Source organism: Bradyrhizobium sp. USDA 3311, from assembly GCF_054062495.1.
Genome location: NZ_JBSSFI010000001.1, coordinates 9,391,952 through 9,405,527 on the forward strand (window position 1 = coordinate 9,391,952; position 13,576 = coordinate 9,405,527).

Here is a 13,576-nt window from a genome sequence, read left to right on the forward strand (position 1 = left end):
CCTAATGCGTCGGGGTTGGGGTCGGCGGGAACACAGGCACCGGCGCCACGATGAAACCATTTGTCCGGGGTCCGCCGCCCGTACGGCGTCCGGCGCCTCCCGGGAATTCCTGCGACTTCTCTCCTCCCGGCGAGGGAGCTGTGTAAATTGGATTGTCCTTTGATCCAAGCGGCGGCGTCTTCGCCGCGTAGCCGGCGGACCCGGATTTGGCTCCGTTGGCAAGCACCGCGTTCGGACCGTTGATGTAGATTCCGAGATTACTGAACTGCTGAGCGGAGGCAGACGCCTGAACTGCAGCAGGCGTCCAACGCGACGACGTGAGGGAGTACTTTGCCTCGACGCCGCCGGTAACCTGGATCGAAAACGTGTAAGTCATCTGCGCCGGCTCCGCGCTCTCCGAAGGCATGGCCGGCGTGAGATTGTTAGCGGCGATGAGAATAGCGTTGTCCCGCAACCAAGCCGCCAGTGGCTTGGACGCATCGACAATGATGCGCTTATAGGCGGCGCGGTCCGGGTACTTGTTCTCGGCGAGTCCTTCCAGCTCGATCAGATCCGTAGCCGTCCCATGATAGCAGCCGCGCTCATACGTTGCCGGTTCCGCCGCCGGCGTCGTATCGGACGCAAGCTGGGCGTTCTGCTTCATCAGGAATGACCAGATCAGGTCATAGGTGTCCTGTGCTGAAGCAGTGGGACCCACATGGGTGATCTCACTACTGGTCGCGCTCAGAATCCGCTTGTAACCGAACGCTGTACCGGATCCGAGCCCGCCCGTATCGGTCACCTTCAACTCCAGGAAAAAGGTGCCATACAGGAACGGGTCGATGTCGAAATGAGCGTACCTGTCGAAGGCCTCTTCAGGGCGTGACTTGTAGATTTTCAGGTATTCCTTCCGCCTCTCCCGTTCGATCTGGTAGAAGGTCACGACCTCACATCGGATCGACTTGAGGAAATACGGCAGCTCACCGGCCGTGATCACGCCTGTCTGCGGATCATGAATATAATACAGACTGGTACACCCGCCCATGGCGAGGCAAATACCAACGCAAGCCGCGGCTCGGCTGAAATTCCACATATGACCGCCCCCGTCCGCGTCGCTCAGCACGCGCGGATCTCCCGCCCAGATTGAAAAACAGTCCGCATTGGTTCGTCAATAGCATCGTAACCACAATGCAGCTTTTCGTTGTCCTAGCCAGGCTTCGCGCAGCTTTTCCTCTGCGGCTGTGCACTTCTCCCGAAGCCTGTTTGGCATGGCCGCTCGGCACGGGTGGAGAAGTGTGAGCAACGAACAGAGTCGATTGCAAATTGGTCGGCGCACGCCTATCGATGGAACATATTACTCGTGTCATTTGGACGAAAACTTTTGCCTGGGCCCGTGGATAGCCGAGCCGAAACGTCAGCCTTTGATGCCTGGAAGAAGGAGGCGCGGGAGCTTGCCGAGCGTCAGGAGCTCATCACGAATGCCAGCCGGGATGATCTCAGGAAAGCTCTGATCGAGCTTGATACGCTGTTTCGGAATGCTCCAGGAAGCGTGCACAAGGCCTATCGAAATCTTACAGAGAAGCGAATCGAGGAGGCACGGGAGAGCTTCACCGGCTCAATAGGAGACGGCCATCTCTCATGGACGCTGTCCGATGAGACCCCCGAACTGGCGGCGTTGAGAATGGGCGGCCTCATACGGGAGATCGACCGGGTGCTTGCTGAGCGACGGTCTCAGTGGCCGATCGCGCCGAGTGAGTGGCACCTCAAGCAGCTTGGATGCTGGTTCATCCCGCGGCAGGGCGCGAGTGCATTGCGTCCGGCTCGAAGGCTGCAAGCCTATTCGAAGCGGGGCCTGCTGTTTCATCGGATCCTGCCCTCACTGATACAGGGCTACCCGGTCCAGGTCGTGGATACTCGCACATTGCATAGTGCAGCGCCGGACGCGAGCAAATGGAAGATGGGCGCTTGCCTGTTCAAGGCATTGGAGCTCAAGCCAGAGTTTACATCTCAAGGAGGCGATAAGCGTTTCAGGATCGCCGGTATAGAGGCGCCGTCAGCCGGTGACGCCATTTCAGAGCAGATCACTCAGGCTCTGAAGGAGAACTGCATCGCAGTCGTGTGGCCTGAGCTGACCGTCTCGCCGGAATTGCGCGAGAGCATCGTCAAGCTCATTCGAAACCGTGACGTCGCAGACGAACGCGAAGCTCCCGAAATTCTGATTCCTGGAACCTGGCACGAGGCAACCGACCATGGGATCGTGAACCGGGCCCGGATCTACGACGGCTATGGTGAGGAACGCCTGATCTACGACAAGATCGCCCCGTACGCCGACGATAGTTGGGGAACGGAAAACATCGCCGCGGGCGACCGGGTCTGCGTCCTTGCTACCGAAGGCGCTTTAGTCGGGATCGCCATTTGCCTGGATTTTTGTGATGTGTGCGAGACGCCCTTCACCGAGCTCGACGTCGATGTGATGCTGGTTCCTTCGATGGGCAACGACCGCACAATGCAGGGCCATCAGACCACCGCCGCTCAAGTCGAGGTGAGGTTCGGCACCCGGAGCTTCGTGGTGCAACATCCAACGCAAACGGCCCTCAACGATCTTCGATTAGGTATTATTTTACCATTATTGAAGGTACCGAACTCAGTTTCGGCTGAGGAACTCGCCCAAAAAACCGTTTGGGCTGCCTACAAATGGTGCCCTTGACACCTAGATTCGGGGACTAAAATCAGAGTAAAGCGTTGTAAAATGTTCTTAACGGTTGTGATGTAGGGCTAGCCCATGTCGGACGTAGCACTGGAAAAGATAGAGACGGGCGAGGCGACGGCGAATGAGGCCAGGCGCGTTGTTTCGGAATTCCTTAAGGAGGGGTCCGAGCAAAGCCTGGAGCGTCTCTATGCAACTCTGGGAGCATGGGTTTGGAACGCCCTGGAGAGCCGCCGGCGTGACCCAGAGTTACGGGAATGGTTCGATATTTTGCGACGGATGAGCGCGACGCTCGGGCCAAGGAATGCTGCCTACGCGGAGCGCTTCAGAGCATTCTACGATCTTTTGCAGATGTCGATAAACACCTCCAAGCTCGCACGTCCGAGCGAGGTCATGCATCGCCAGCACGTGGTCGCAATACTTCGGTTGCTCCGCGACACACCGTCGGGTCAGATGGAGAAGGCGGCCATCGCCAAGAGGTTGTCTCTAAGAGATGCCAATCTCAGCCGCATCCTTCGTCTCATGACGAATGCGCGCTTTGTGGAACGAACAACACAGGGCAAATTCGCTCACTTTGCCCTGACGCGTGACGGCTTGCTCGAGCTGGAAAGGCGCGAAAAGCGCGAGGCGAAGGAGCGGGGCCGACCAACCCATCTGGGGCGAGACAAATTTCCCCCAGCCGCCCACCCGCTGCACGTAACGGCGAATGCAGACACTGTTCTTCGTAGCTTTTTTGATTTGGCAACGCATGGCTCGTTGCACTCCAACACAGCCGGGACGCTGAACGCGAGCACCGTCGGCGTCCGACGCGCGATGGAGGACTATCTGCTCCATTTTCATGGGCCGGCACCTGCCGCGCCCGGATACATGAAGGCGAGGACGAAAAATTCCTACCAAGGGTTTTCCGTCACGGTCGTGCAGACAAAAAAGGCCGAAGCTCACGGCTCCTACACTATCGAGGGTGCGAGCAGTCCCAAGCCCGCCTCAGTCCCCGTGGGGATGCTGCATCTGCACGGAGAGGAGACCGAACATGTCGAATGAAGATCTTGGTGCTTTGAACGTAGATGAGCCGCAAAGCGATCCCGACGCGGTCATGTTGTACGGAAGCGCTCTGGTCGACCGGCTCACCTACGTTTCGACGACATTCAGCTCGCTGGTTATGAGTATGGGCAGAGCTGCGCGTGACAATCAAGACGTCCTAGTCCCGCTCGTCGAGGTGAAGTTCGACGGACCCACCGGCCAGGACGACACCGTATCCAAGACCTTTTTTTCGGAACTGGTGCCGCTCGAGAATATAGCTTTCGTTCTCGAGGACATGTCGAACGATCTCACGACTGTCTGCCACCACCTAAGCGCGGTGAGTGCCGGACCGGTGAAACCTGACTTCAAGCGGCTGGGCGAAACGAGAAGGCTCTTGAACGAAGCCAAGGGCAACCTCGAAAAGTGCCTGGCCGATCTGGAAAGGATTGGCTGAGGGATATAGGTATTATCACTTATGGCAGAGTCAGAGAAGTCGGCTCCTATCTTTGCGGCTGAGCCAACATGAATCGAAGCAGGTCGATGCGTGGTGGGACAATTACCTTGATCGCGTGCGCGAGAGCGTCACGGCTGCCGAACAGTACTTAGAAATCCCCACCGGCAAGATATCATCAATAGCTCAAGAGCCAGACTTCATCGCCGTGGTGAGGGCCTATGCCGTGATCGAGCCGATGCTGAATGATCTCATTTCTGCTCGTTCCTAGGCCAGCTTTCGGGATTTTGTCGGCAGCGCTCGCAATCCCCGCCTCTCCTGACTCGAAGGCTTTCGGTCCTTTGTTTCCGGACTCAATATCGGAGGCCCCATCGGAAAGGTTGCGCTGGCAAAATCCTTAGGTCTGCTAAGAGACGATCAGGTTCACTTCGTTGAAGGAGTGGCTCGAGTCAGGAACCGCTACGTCGGTCCACTGATCGACGCGATCGACGATTATGTCGAGCAGATAACCGGAATCGGACCAGGCTGCACGCCAAGAACCACAGCATCGGTGGATGAGGCCCGCTAGCGGGCAACTCGCGTTTGCGACTTAAAAAACGGCCCCGACCTTGGGGGCTTTTAAGGGGGCGTGGGGTCGGGGCCGTTGGAGGTGCTCGGACTGCGTCCGTCCGGCGACTTGAGCCTAGGAAAATTCGGGACTCCGCTCTGTTCGCCGGTTCCCCTCCGGGAACGGAGTAGCTACAATGAAAGACATGCAGGCTCAGTTGGAGAAGCTCCGCACGGATGCAGCCGAGTGCGCTCTCATCCGCGATCTGGCGACCCGCCCCGAAGAAACGAGAGCTGTTCACGAAGCTGGCTGATCACCTGATGGTTCTTGTCTCAGAAGTTGAACGCGCAATCGCGGACAGCGTGAAGCACACCGGATGAAGCCAGGCTGGCGGCGGCCTTTCGAGGATCCGATCTTGATCGGTGATCGCGTTCGAATACGACGTGATCGAGTGATGTGGAGCGGATAATCAGCGCCACATCGTTGGTGGGTTCAGGGCCTTGCGACCCGCCGCTTTCAACGCGTCGGTTGAGATCTGTCCATGTGACGCCGCATCGAGAAGCTTCGAAGCAACATACGCTCTGGCGCCCGTCTCGCTCACAGGAATATTCTCGCAAACTTCCTCGAGCACCGCCCTGAGCAGCGCGGTCATTTCAGCATCAAACACGCCGAACTCCGAAATTGAGAGAATGCTGAACGCTGCACAAGCGGAATATATTCGCTCGGCAGCGTTCGTCACGTATTCCGGTCTGGGCTCTGAAATCCCAGCGCCTGCCAAATTGGCACCCGTCTGTCAAAGTAATGTGACAGCTTCCCTGGCCACAAGTTGCTGGGTCTGCAAAGGCCGGCTAGGGTGAACCGGCGGAAGCCGTCAACTGAGGCGGCCTCATAGCTTGAACAACAAGACTGCCACAACGATGACGGGTATGGACCCGGCCACGCAAACGAAAATCCGAAAGCCCCATTCATCGCGCATGGCTAAGCGTAACTGGGACTATTCTCCTCGGCATGTGCAGTGTGTGCCAAGGCCAGCCTGATTTTTTGGTGCCATAATAAAATGAAAGCAGCAAGAAAAAATGGTACCAAAAAACAGCGCGGCCGACCGGCTACTGGTCAGGGCGTGCAGATCGGCACGCGGTGGCCTGAACGCACGGTGGCGGCCATCGACGCCTGGGCGGGGGCACAGGACGATGAACCAGCTCGCTCCGAAGCCATCCGCCGGCTGGTCGAGATCGGCTTGGGCAAATCTGTTCCAGCCAAGGTTACCTCCTCCGCCGAAGCCTCGTCCGAGCGAGCTCGGGAAATGGCGGGCAACACGATCGACAAGCTCAAAGACACCAAAGCCAGTCCGGATGACCAGGTGAGCCGCAAGCGTCGGCTCGTCAAAGGGCCCGAGGAATTCCAGAACATCCGACGCGATCGGCCCAATCGAAAATGAACCGATAGGCACCACCAACCGGTCGGTTCGCGCTGAAGGCGAAGGGAAGATAAACGCGTTCAACGGTCGAGGGGATGGACCATGCGACTAATCGGACTTATCGCGCTGCTAATTACAACTGGCGCGTTTGCTCAAACCGCTCCACCGAAAGCGGCCAAAAAGCCGCCTGTTCAGGTCAAGCCGCAGGCTCCAATGGGATGCAAGCTAGTCGGCATGGTGAGGGGAACCAAGATCTGGGCTGGCGATTGCACAGCAGCCGCAGATCTCAGGGGCAGCGCACCAGCCGCCGAACCCGCAGCGCCAGCAGAATCGCCCGAGAAACAATAGCGGCATCCATTTCCGTTGCCTGCGCGCCGACTGGGCGACCTTGCCACAGCCTGCCCGGAGGACAATAATACAATTGTCAAAGGTAACTAGCTCTCGCTTCCGGCAGCTCATTTTGGTGGAGGCTGCGATGCTCGCGTTAGAATTGCCGCACTGGTTCATTGTTGCTGGCAGCGCGCTGGTGATGGCTGGACTTATAGGCCTAGGGCTTACCCGAAACAAACAAGCTGAGGGCGACCCCGTTGTGCTTCCGGGGGACTTAAGTTCATGGAGATCTGAAAGGGCCGATACATCGGCGCCCCTGGGCAACAGGGATTTAGGCTAAAACTTCATCCGCTTTCGTCCTCGCCCTCCGGTTGTGATGGGATACGGCTCGCTGACCTTGAAGATCGCTGCACCGATCGTGCGGAACGGTGGAGCGTAGGCAGCAGGTGCTGCGAATTGCAGTAGCCTGCGGCCGTTCACTGACCATCTGCTCGCAGGTGCCCATCTATCAATGTACAACCTGGGGAAAACGCGCCTTAGGACAGTCGATCTGTATTTATCGAATCGGCTCGCCGTGCTCGCTCACTTACATTGGTTGCGGAGTGCGGACGTGAGCCAATTCTTATCCGTACTGCTGTTGGCGACGACCTTGACGTTGACTGTATGTCTCGGGGTGGCGCTAGTCCGCCGACAAAGAGGTCGATATCATCGCAACAATTCCGCCAGGATACGGTTGGAGAACGAGGCCGAGCAACTGAAAGGCTGGACCTCGAGGGGTGCCAGGCGCTGAAACAGGTCAACGCTTGTTCCGCATTAGGTTGGCCTTTTGCTGGATCACCTTACTTGCAGCGGTCGTCACTACGCTTATGAGCCTCAGCACCGATGCCAAGGAACGGCGCGGTCACACTGCGGCCGCTCAACTCTCCAAGGCCAAACGCTGATCCGCGAGAGACGGCGTGGTACGGTCATGCTTAGAGCAGATCACCAACAGCGCGGAGTACGCTACTAAACCCGACATGCATAGCGCGGTGCCAAGATCAGCCAGTAGAGCAGCTGATACCGTTCGGTGTCGTCAAGCTTAGCCAACGCTTTGCGCATTTTGCCTTCGCCGATTTTTGGGAGAACGCTCTCAGGATCCCCGCGTCCCCTTCGAGAGCCCCGTAAAAGAGCTGGCGCGCAAGAGCCCTTCCGACGTGATGTCCCGGTACTCCACCTCGGCATAAAACATCGGTTCGACCCAAGTGGCCTTCGGCTTCTTGATCGGTTTGGTGAGCTTCTGCTTTGGGCTGACGACCGTATCCAGTGCCTTGCGGATTTTGGCCGACGTGGTTCGGCTCCAACCAGTCCCGACCTTGCCCATGTAGCGCAGCTCTTTCCCCTCTTGCTTGCCGAGGTAGAGCGCGGCGACCCCGGCGGGATCTTTGATGAAGCCAACCACAGGGAATTTCTCGCGCTGGACGGTCTTCACCCTTCACCAGGCTTCGGTACGCTCCGATCCGTACGGGGCGTCAACGCGCTTGGAGATGATGCCTTCAAAGTTCAAGCGATCATACAAACCGGTTCCTTGGGAGTGTGCGCAGGTACGACGGATACCGGCGCTGGCCGGCCGGCCGACGCAGTAGCTCTTGAACGAAGCGTCTTGGCAGCGGTGCGGGTATTTGGCGGTCGCGGCCTGAATGCCGGGCGTCATTGCTTGAAGGAGCCGCGAGGAACCTCGACCTATGGCGATAGTTTGGCCGGTGCGCGGTTGGCTTGGCGAGAAGCCGCGCGGCTTCGCCCGTCGTCCCATCACCCTCAGCCCGTCGGCGGGTGGGGTCCTTGGCATAAGGTGCCGGACATGCATTCGGCGAACGCAAATACTGTCTTGATCGGTCTGCTAGTCGCTGCTTGCCTCTATCTCATTCTCACTCATTGATGCGCGACGCGAGGCGTCGCCACCGTCGGAACGTGCGCTGAACTGAATTGTTTGATCCCAACGCTAGGCGGTAATGCGATGAACCTGCTTCGAGATGGCAGCACTCGACCCAGCTGGGGCTATCACTTAAAGGTCCATTCTTTTCGCACGATCACTGTGGTTCTTGCGTGGGCGCTGATAGTTGGCGCGTTTTACGAACGCCCTGAAATGCTGACGGGGGCTCAGCGGCTTCTTCAACACGGCATCGAGACTGTAGGTGATGCCATACCGTCTCCATGGGGACCGCGGATCGAATTTGTTTTCAGAGAAATTGGCGGACTGATCTGGCTCCAAATTACGCTGCTCGTTCTTGCCTTGCGCGTTGCGCTAGCAACAATCGCCGCGACCTGGCGCCTAATCGTCCGGCGAGATCGCGGCTTGATCTAATTGGGAATTCACGGGCCCCTTTCGCGGCAGACTGCCCGACGATCGAATTGCTGGGCACGCGCGATGGGCCCTGATCGGCGACCGCTATGGAGGACGCGGCAAGAACATGAGAAGGATTTGTACGATTACTGCTCCCACGATGCCGCCGATGATTTGCTGTACCGCGTAAAACACGCTCGGATAACGATCGGGGCGAAGAGCTTGCGACAGCTCGATTGAGAGCGAGGAGAGGACGAGTAAAGCGCAAACCCGCAACACCCTTCCGGGTAGAAAGAATGACAATCCGGATCCGAAAAAGGCGTACGCGCAGAAGCGCTCAATGAATGCTCCGGCGGCGTTGTGATGGGGATCGCCGATTGCGGGCCAGCCTTGCAAGGCGGCCACTATGGCGTAAGTGGTCAAACCGAAGCAGAAGCCAATCGCGAGCGTGAGTTGGCGGTTCCGTTGCATCAGGGGATCATATGACGCTTCGGCTATCGCGCGTCGTCTAAATTCGAATATCCTAAATTGGAGCGCAGGGCTGTCCCAAATCATTCTTGGCCGGTCCGTGCCGGTCCGGGATCAATGCGCTCCCGCGCGCCGACCTTGACGGAGCGATAAGCCAAACGCAGCACCACGCATTGCCCACCAATCAAATCCCAGACGACACGCCTCTGGAGCACGTCGGTCTTCTTCGGCGGTTGCGGAATGCTCGGACGAAGGCATCAATACAGCTGGCGCCGTGCGCGATCTTTCTGACGCCAACTTGTCAAGCTTTCATTCGATCGCGGGAGTGTCGGTCAGACTGTTGCGCAAGATATTCGGCCCCTCACGCGTCTAGAACGACACTTGGCCTGCGTAGTTCCCCACGCGCCTCGTTCAGCGACGTCCCGGCGACGCGGTCCAGATCAGGGCCTAGCGCCTTGGCGCGGGTCGCGTCGCGAGCGACGGATACAACAGAACGCCCGGCCTTTGCCGCTGTATCGACCGTGAAGCGGTTAGCTTTCTCAACTTGAGAAACCTTTGGCCTGCCGCGTCCCGCCGCCCCGTTCCGTGTCTCCGGATGCACGGCTTCATAAGCCGCCTTCCGTTTCGCGATCAGCTTCGCCCGCTGGGCCGGCGTCAGGTCGCGGCGAATTAGGTTTTCGTCGATTTCCCATAGCCGCGGAGGAACCGCAGCCTCGCGCTGTTGATTGCTTCTATGCAATCATTGTGGAGGAGGCCCATTATGGCTTTAGAAGCACGCGAAACGGGCAACTTGATCGGTAGTGACAAGGTCGAGGGCACGTCAGTTTATGGAGCCGACAATCAGAAAATCGGCAGCATTGAACCGGTAATGATCGATAAGGTCAGCGGGAAAGTGTCCTACGCTGTTTTGAGCTTCGGCGGCTTCCTCGGCATCGGCGACGATCATTACCCGTTGCCCTGGCAATCACTGAAGTACGATACCAACCTCGGCGGCTACGTTACCGGCATCACTGAAAGCCAACTCAATGGAGCGCCGAAGTATCGCGATGAGACCAGCTGGAATTGGAGCGATCCGGCTCTGAAAGAAAGCAATTTCCTGCGGAAAGAAAGCAATTGCGCGGTCGGTGAAAGCAATTACCGCGTGATTCGCGATCTGTGCTTTCCCTCAATTAGCGAGTTTCCACCGCATATACTGGAATCATTGTTGCACCGTTGCCTGCCGCGCGCGGCCGCTCGGCGGGGCCTGTAGCTCAACGGTTAGAGCCGGCCGCTCATAACGGTCTGGTTGCAGGTTCGAGTCCTGCCGGGCCCACCAACGAGGATATGCGGTATGCGGACACTTTGAAAACGACTCGATTTCACCTTTTAGAACGACTCGATTTCGTTTTGAAAACGACTCGATCTCACATCCCGCTGAAACACCTGACGAATTTCGCCTCGTTTTTTTCGTCGATTTTTGGCCGCCAGAAAAGCGAGGGGGGTCTTTTTCATCCAGCACGTTCGTCATAGCCAGTCGTCCGTTAAGAAGCCGGATTGAGCTGGGGTGGACAGGCGAGCGTTCGCCATAGCAGCCCCAGGAACGTGGCCAAGAGTTCTCTGAGCCAGGCGAGGATGCGGCGGAAGTTGTAGCCGACTGCTGAGAGGATGACGTTGGCCGCATCGCCGGCGCGGCCTTTGAGGTAGCAGCGGCCGAGGTGACCATCGGCCTTCAGGTGTCCGATGATGGGTTCGATGGCGGAGCGGCGGCGCAGCTCGCGCTTGATGACACCGAAGACGCCGCGCTTCTGGCCGGAGATGAAGACGCGGCGCGGGTTCTGCGCGTCATGGCCGCGGTATCCCTTGTCGACATAGGCCCGCTCGATCGCGCAGCCGGTGAGTGTCTCGGTGCGGTCGATGACGTCCCGCAAGGTGTGACCGTCGTACGGGTTATCGGGTAGCGCCCTGGCGTGCAGCACGAACAGGCCACCGGGAGCACGGCGGTTGTTGGTGACGATAGAGGCTTTGACACCGAACTCGTAAGGCGCGGCTGCTTTGCCCTTGCCGATGCACTCCACCTCCGGGGCGTGGAAGGAATAGAGCTTGAAACCGCGCTGGCGCTGCTGCTGCGAGCGGATCTGCGAGGCCCGGACGAGCGGGAGGGCGAAGGCGTTCTCGAGCACGACCTGACCTTCGATCTTGCGGCGGATATCGCGGATGATCCGGCCCAACCGGCTGCGCAGGATGCGCAACTGCCGCTGATGCCGTTTGAATTGCTTGGCATGGGCGTAGCGCCCCGCCATCATGGCCGCGGTCTTGGCAATGCGAAGATAGGACTGCCGCAGCCTGACCCCGTGCTTCCTCGCCAGGCGGTTGAGCCCCCTGATCGCCGCGTGCAGCAGCTTGGCATCGGTCGGGAAGGTGATGGCCTTCGGCTGCACGGTGGTATCGACCGTGACCCGCTTGAGGTCCTGGCCGCGTAACGCGCCGGCCTCGTGCGCCACCCGCAGGCTCTCGGCCAGCAGCAGCTCCAGCTTGTCGCCGAGCCGCTTGCGCCAGTGGCTCAGGTCCGAGCGCTCGTGCGGGAACGCGTGCTGAAAGAACTCTTCGCCGGTGAAGTACTGGAAATACGGGTCGTGGACCCAACGCTCGCACACCCCCTCATCGGACAGGCCGTAAATGTGCTTGAGCAGCAACAGCCCGATCACGAAGCGGGTTGCGATGCCCGGCCGACCGTTCTCGCTGTAGAGCGGCGCGATCTCGCCGTCGATCCAGTCCCAATCGACCTTGCCGGCGAGCTGAACCAGCTCGTGCTTCATATTGATGATCTGGTCCAGTCTGGCCCGGAACAGATCGCCCGATCCCGTCGTCCTGTGCTTCTTCGGTCGCATCGCCACCTCCGACGCGACCACGGAATCATGACTGGCGATTCGACGGAATCCTGAAAATGAAATTGCAAGGTTCCGAGGCTCGAAGCATCAAAACCTTGCAATCCAAAAACAGTCCACATCGACAAATGCGATTCTGGCTCAAGCGCTTAGCCAATCTTCACATGGCGTAATCGCGGCTGACGTCTTCTTGAGAACACGAGGATCGGTACGATCGGCGTCAGCAAATCGAAGAGGAGCCGCGCTATGAAGCAGTACGTTGGTCTGGACATCTCGATGGAAGAAACCAGCATTTGCGTTTTGGACCAGGCCGGAGGCGTGACATTCGAAGGTTGTGCGCCGACCAATCCGGAGGCGATCGCTAAGCTCCTACGGCGTCATGCCGGCAGTGCTGAGCGGATCGTTTTTGAAACGGGCTCGCTATCCAATTGGCTCTGGCATCAACTCAGGGCACTGGGCTTTCCGGTGATTTGCCTTGATGCGCGTCACGCCAACGCGGCGCTATCGATGCGCATCAACAAGTCGGATCAGAACGATGCCAAGGGGTTGGCTGAAATGGCCCGCATGGGATGGTACCGGGAAGCTGCCGTGAAGGGGGCGGAGAGCTGGAAAACCCGTTCGATGCTGGCGGCTCGAACCAAGCTGGTAAATCTGCGGCGAGATATTGACAACCAAATGCGCGGTCTGTGCAAGGGGTTGGGAATAGTGCTCGGCAAGGCCGGCTCGACCAACCTGGCTCGCAAAGTCGATGCCGTGCTTGCTGAAGCGCCGGATTTGCAAGATATTTTCGCACCGCTGCTCCTTGCCCAATCCTGTTTGACTGAGCAAATTGAGAAGTTCGATCGACAACTCATGGCATTGGCAAAAGGCGACCAAACTGTTCGGCGAATGATGACCGTTCCCGGTATCGGTCCCCTGACTGCCCTGTCCTTCGTCGTTACCATCGACGACCCCACTCGCTTCAAACATTCCGCCGACGTGGGCGCCTATCTCGGCCTGACACCAAGACGTTATCAATCCGGTGAGATGGATCGTACTGGCCGCATCTCCAAGCGTGGCAACCACCAGATGCGGACTTATTTGTTCGAGGCCGCGAACGTCCTGCTGACCGTTGTCAGGCGAGGTTCTGCGCTCAAGCGCTGGGGCAGCAAGCTGGCCAAACGCATCGGCGCAAAGAGGGCCAAGGTGGCCGTCGCTCGCAAAATGGCTGTGATCCTCCATGCCATCTGGACCGATGGCACCGAATTCCAGGCAGAGATGCGCACCGCATGAACAAGTCTTAAACCAACCCAGATCCGCCTCCGGCGGAACAAGCGTCCCTGCCGGGACGAAGGTGTGGGCAATCTCGAAGTCGTCCCTGCGGGCTTCCATGCACCGCGCTCTTCACATCGAGATGCCACACCTCTTGAACGCCATCATGCGGCGCTCCTGCATCGAGACGACCGCGGAAAGAACCATGAACCCGGCAGTGGA

At 58.6% G+C, this 13,576-nt stretch carries 12 protein-coding genes, 1 tRNA gene and 2 pseudogenes; 10 read left to right on the top strand and 5 right to left on the bottom strand.

The window, feature by feature from the left end; all coding sequences use genetic code 11:
- Position 1: 1 nt before the first annotated feature.
- On the bottom strand, positions 2–1,102 hold the full coding sequence (locus ACVWW6_RS44600; RefSeq protein WP_456683033.1) for a hypothetical protein: 1,101 nt from the start codon (positions 1,100–1,102) through the stop codon (positions 2–4).
- A 270-nt stretch (positions 1,103–1,372) separates the two neighbouring features.
- On the opposite strand from ACVWW6_RS44600, the gene ACVWW6_RS44605 reads away from it, so the two are divergent.
- The 5 genes and pseudogenes from ACVWW6_RS44605 to ACVWW6_RS44625 all read left to right on the top strand — a co-directional run bounded on the left by ACVWW6_RS44605 (position 1,373) and on the right by ACVWW6_RS44625 (position 5,084).
- The gene (locus ACVWW6_RS44605) at positions 1,373–2,686 is read left to right on the top strand and encodes a hypothetical protein (protein ID WP_456683034.1); all 1,314 of its coding nucleotides are present in this window, start codon (positions 1,373–1,375) and stop codon (positions 2,684–2,686) included.
- Positions 2,687–2,761: 75 nt separating this feature from the next.
- Positions 2,762–3,727 carry a helix-turn-helix domain-containing protein gene (locus ACVWW6_RS44610; RefSeq protein ID WP_097669901.1) on the top strand — a complete coding sequence of 322 codons (966 nt, stop codon included), beginning with the start codon at positions 2,762–2,764 and terminating at the stop codon, positions 3,725–3,727.
- Positions 3,717–4,160, top strand: a complete 444-nt coding sequence (locus ACVWW6_RS44615; protein WP_143279422.1) for a hypothetical protein — start codon at positions 3,717–3,719, stop codon at positions 4,158–4,160. Before ACVWW6_RS44610 ends, ACVWW6_RS44615 begins: the two co-directional genes overlap by 11 nt.
- Before the next feature lie 52 nt (positions 4,161–4,212).
- Positions 4,213–4,428, top strand: a complete 216-nt coding sequence (locus ACVWW6_RS44620) for a hypothetical protein (RefSeq protein ID WP_456683035.1) — start codon at positions 4,213–4,215, stop codon at positions 4,426–4,428.
- Positions 4,429–4,900: 472 nt separating this feature from the next.
- Positions 4,901–5,084, top strand: a pseudogene (locus tag ACVWW6_RS44625) (hypothetical protein).
- 89 nt (positions 5,085–5,173) lie between these two features.
- On the opposite strand, the gene ACVWW6_RS44630 reads toward ACVWW6_RS44625, so the two are convergent.
- Positions 5,174–5,371, bottom strand: a complete 198-nt coding sequence (locus ACVWW6_RS44630; protein WP_456683036.1) for a hypothetical protein — start codon at positions 5,369–5,371, stop codon at positions 5,174–5,176.
- A gap of 390 nt (positions 5,372–5,761) precedes the next feature.
- Here ACVWW6_RS44630 and ACVWW6_RS44635 point away from each other — a divergent pair, with 390 nt between their 5' ends.
- Entirely contained in the window at positions 5,762–6,142 is a 381-nt protein-coding gene (locus tag ACVWW6_RS44635) for a hypothetical protein (protein ID WP_456683037.1), read from the top strand.
- 1,438 nt (positions 6,143–7,580) lie between these two features.
- Here the strand turns inward: ACVWW6_RS44635 and ACVWW6_RS44640 are convergent.
- Positions 7,581–7,919, bottom strand: coding sequence for an ATP dependent DNA ligase (locus ACVWW6_RS44640; RefSeq protein WP_456683038.1), 339 nt, complete (start codon positions 7,917–7,919; stop codon positions 7,581–7,583).
- Between the two features lie 525 nt (positions 7,920–8,444).
- Here ACVWW6_RS44640 and ACVWW6_RS44645 point away from each other — a divergent pair.
- Positions 8,445–8,792, top strand: coding sequence for a hypothetical protein (locus tag ACVWW6_RS44645; protein WP_456683039.1), 348 nt, complete (start codon positions 8,445–8,447; stop codon positions 8,790–8,792).
- An 84-nt stretch (positions 8,793–8,876) separates the two neighbouring features.
- Here the strand turns inward: ACVWW6_RS44645 and ACVWW6_RS44650 are convergent, their stop codons facing one another.
- On the bottom strand, positions 8,877–9,242 hold the full coding sequence (locus tag ACVWW6_RS44650) for a VanZ family protein (protein ID WP_456683040.1): 366 nt from the start codon (positions 9,240–9,242) through the stop codon (positions 8,877–8,879).
- Between the two features lie 757 nt (positions 9,243–9,999).
- Here ACVWW6_RS44650 and ACVWW6_RS44655 point away from each other — a divergent pair.
- Together ACVWW6_RS44655 and ACVWW6_RS44660 are read left to right on the top strand one after the other, a co-directional pair.
- Positions 10,000–10,317 (top strand): annotated as a pseudogene (locus tag ACVWW6_RS44655) (PRC-barrel domain-containing protein); the annotation flags it as partial.
- 161 nt (positions 10,318–10,478) lie between these two features.
- Positions 10,479–10,554 (top strand) — tRNA-Ile (locus ACVWW6_RS44660).
- Between the two features lie 205 nt (positions 10,555–10,759).
- On the opposite strand, the gene ACVWW6_RS44665 is transcribed toward ACVWW6_RS44660, so the two are convergent.
- On the bottom strand, positions 10,760–12,106 hold the full coding sequence (locus ACVWW6_RS44665) for an IS5 family transposase (RefSeq protein ID WP_456683041.1): 1,347 nt from the start codon (positions 12,104–12,106) through the stop codon (positions 10,760–10,762).
- Positions 12,107–12,349: 243 nt separating this feature from the next.
- On the opposite strand from ACVWW6_RS44665, the gene ACVWW6_RS44670 reads away from it, so the two are divergent.
- Positions 12,350–13,375 carry an IS110 family RNA-guided transposase gene (locus ACVWW6_RS44670; RefSeq protein WP_271612171.1) on the top strand — a complete coding sequence of 342 codons (1,026 nt, stop codon included), beginning with the start codon at positions 12,350–12,352 and terminating at the stop codon, positions 13,373–13,375.
- The last annotated feature ends 201 nt before the right edge of the window (positions 13,376–13,576 follow it).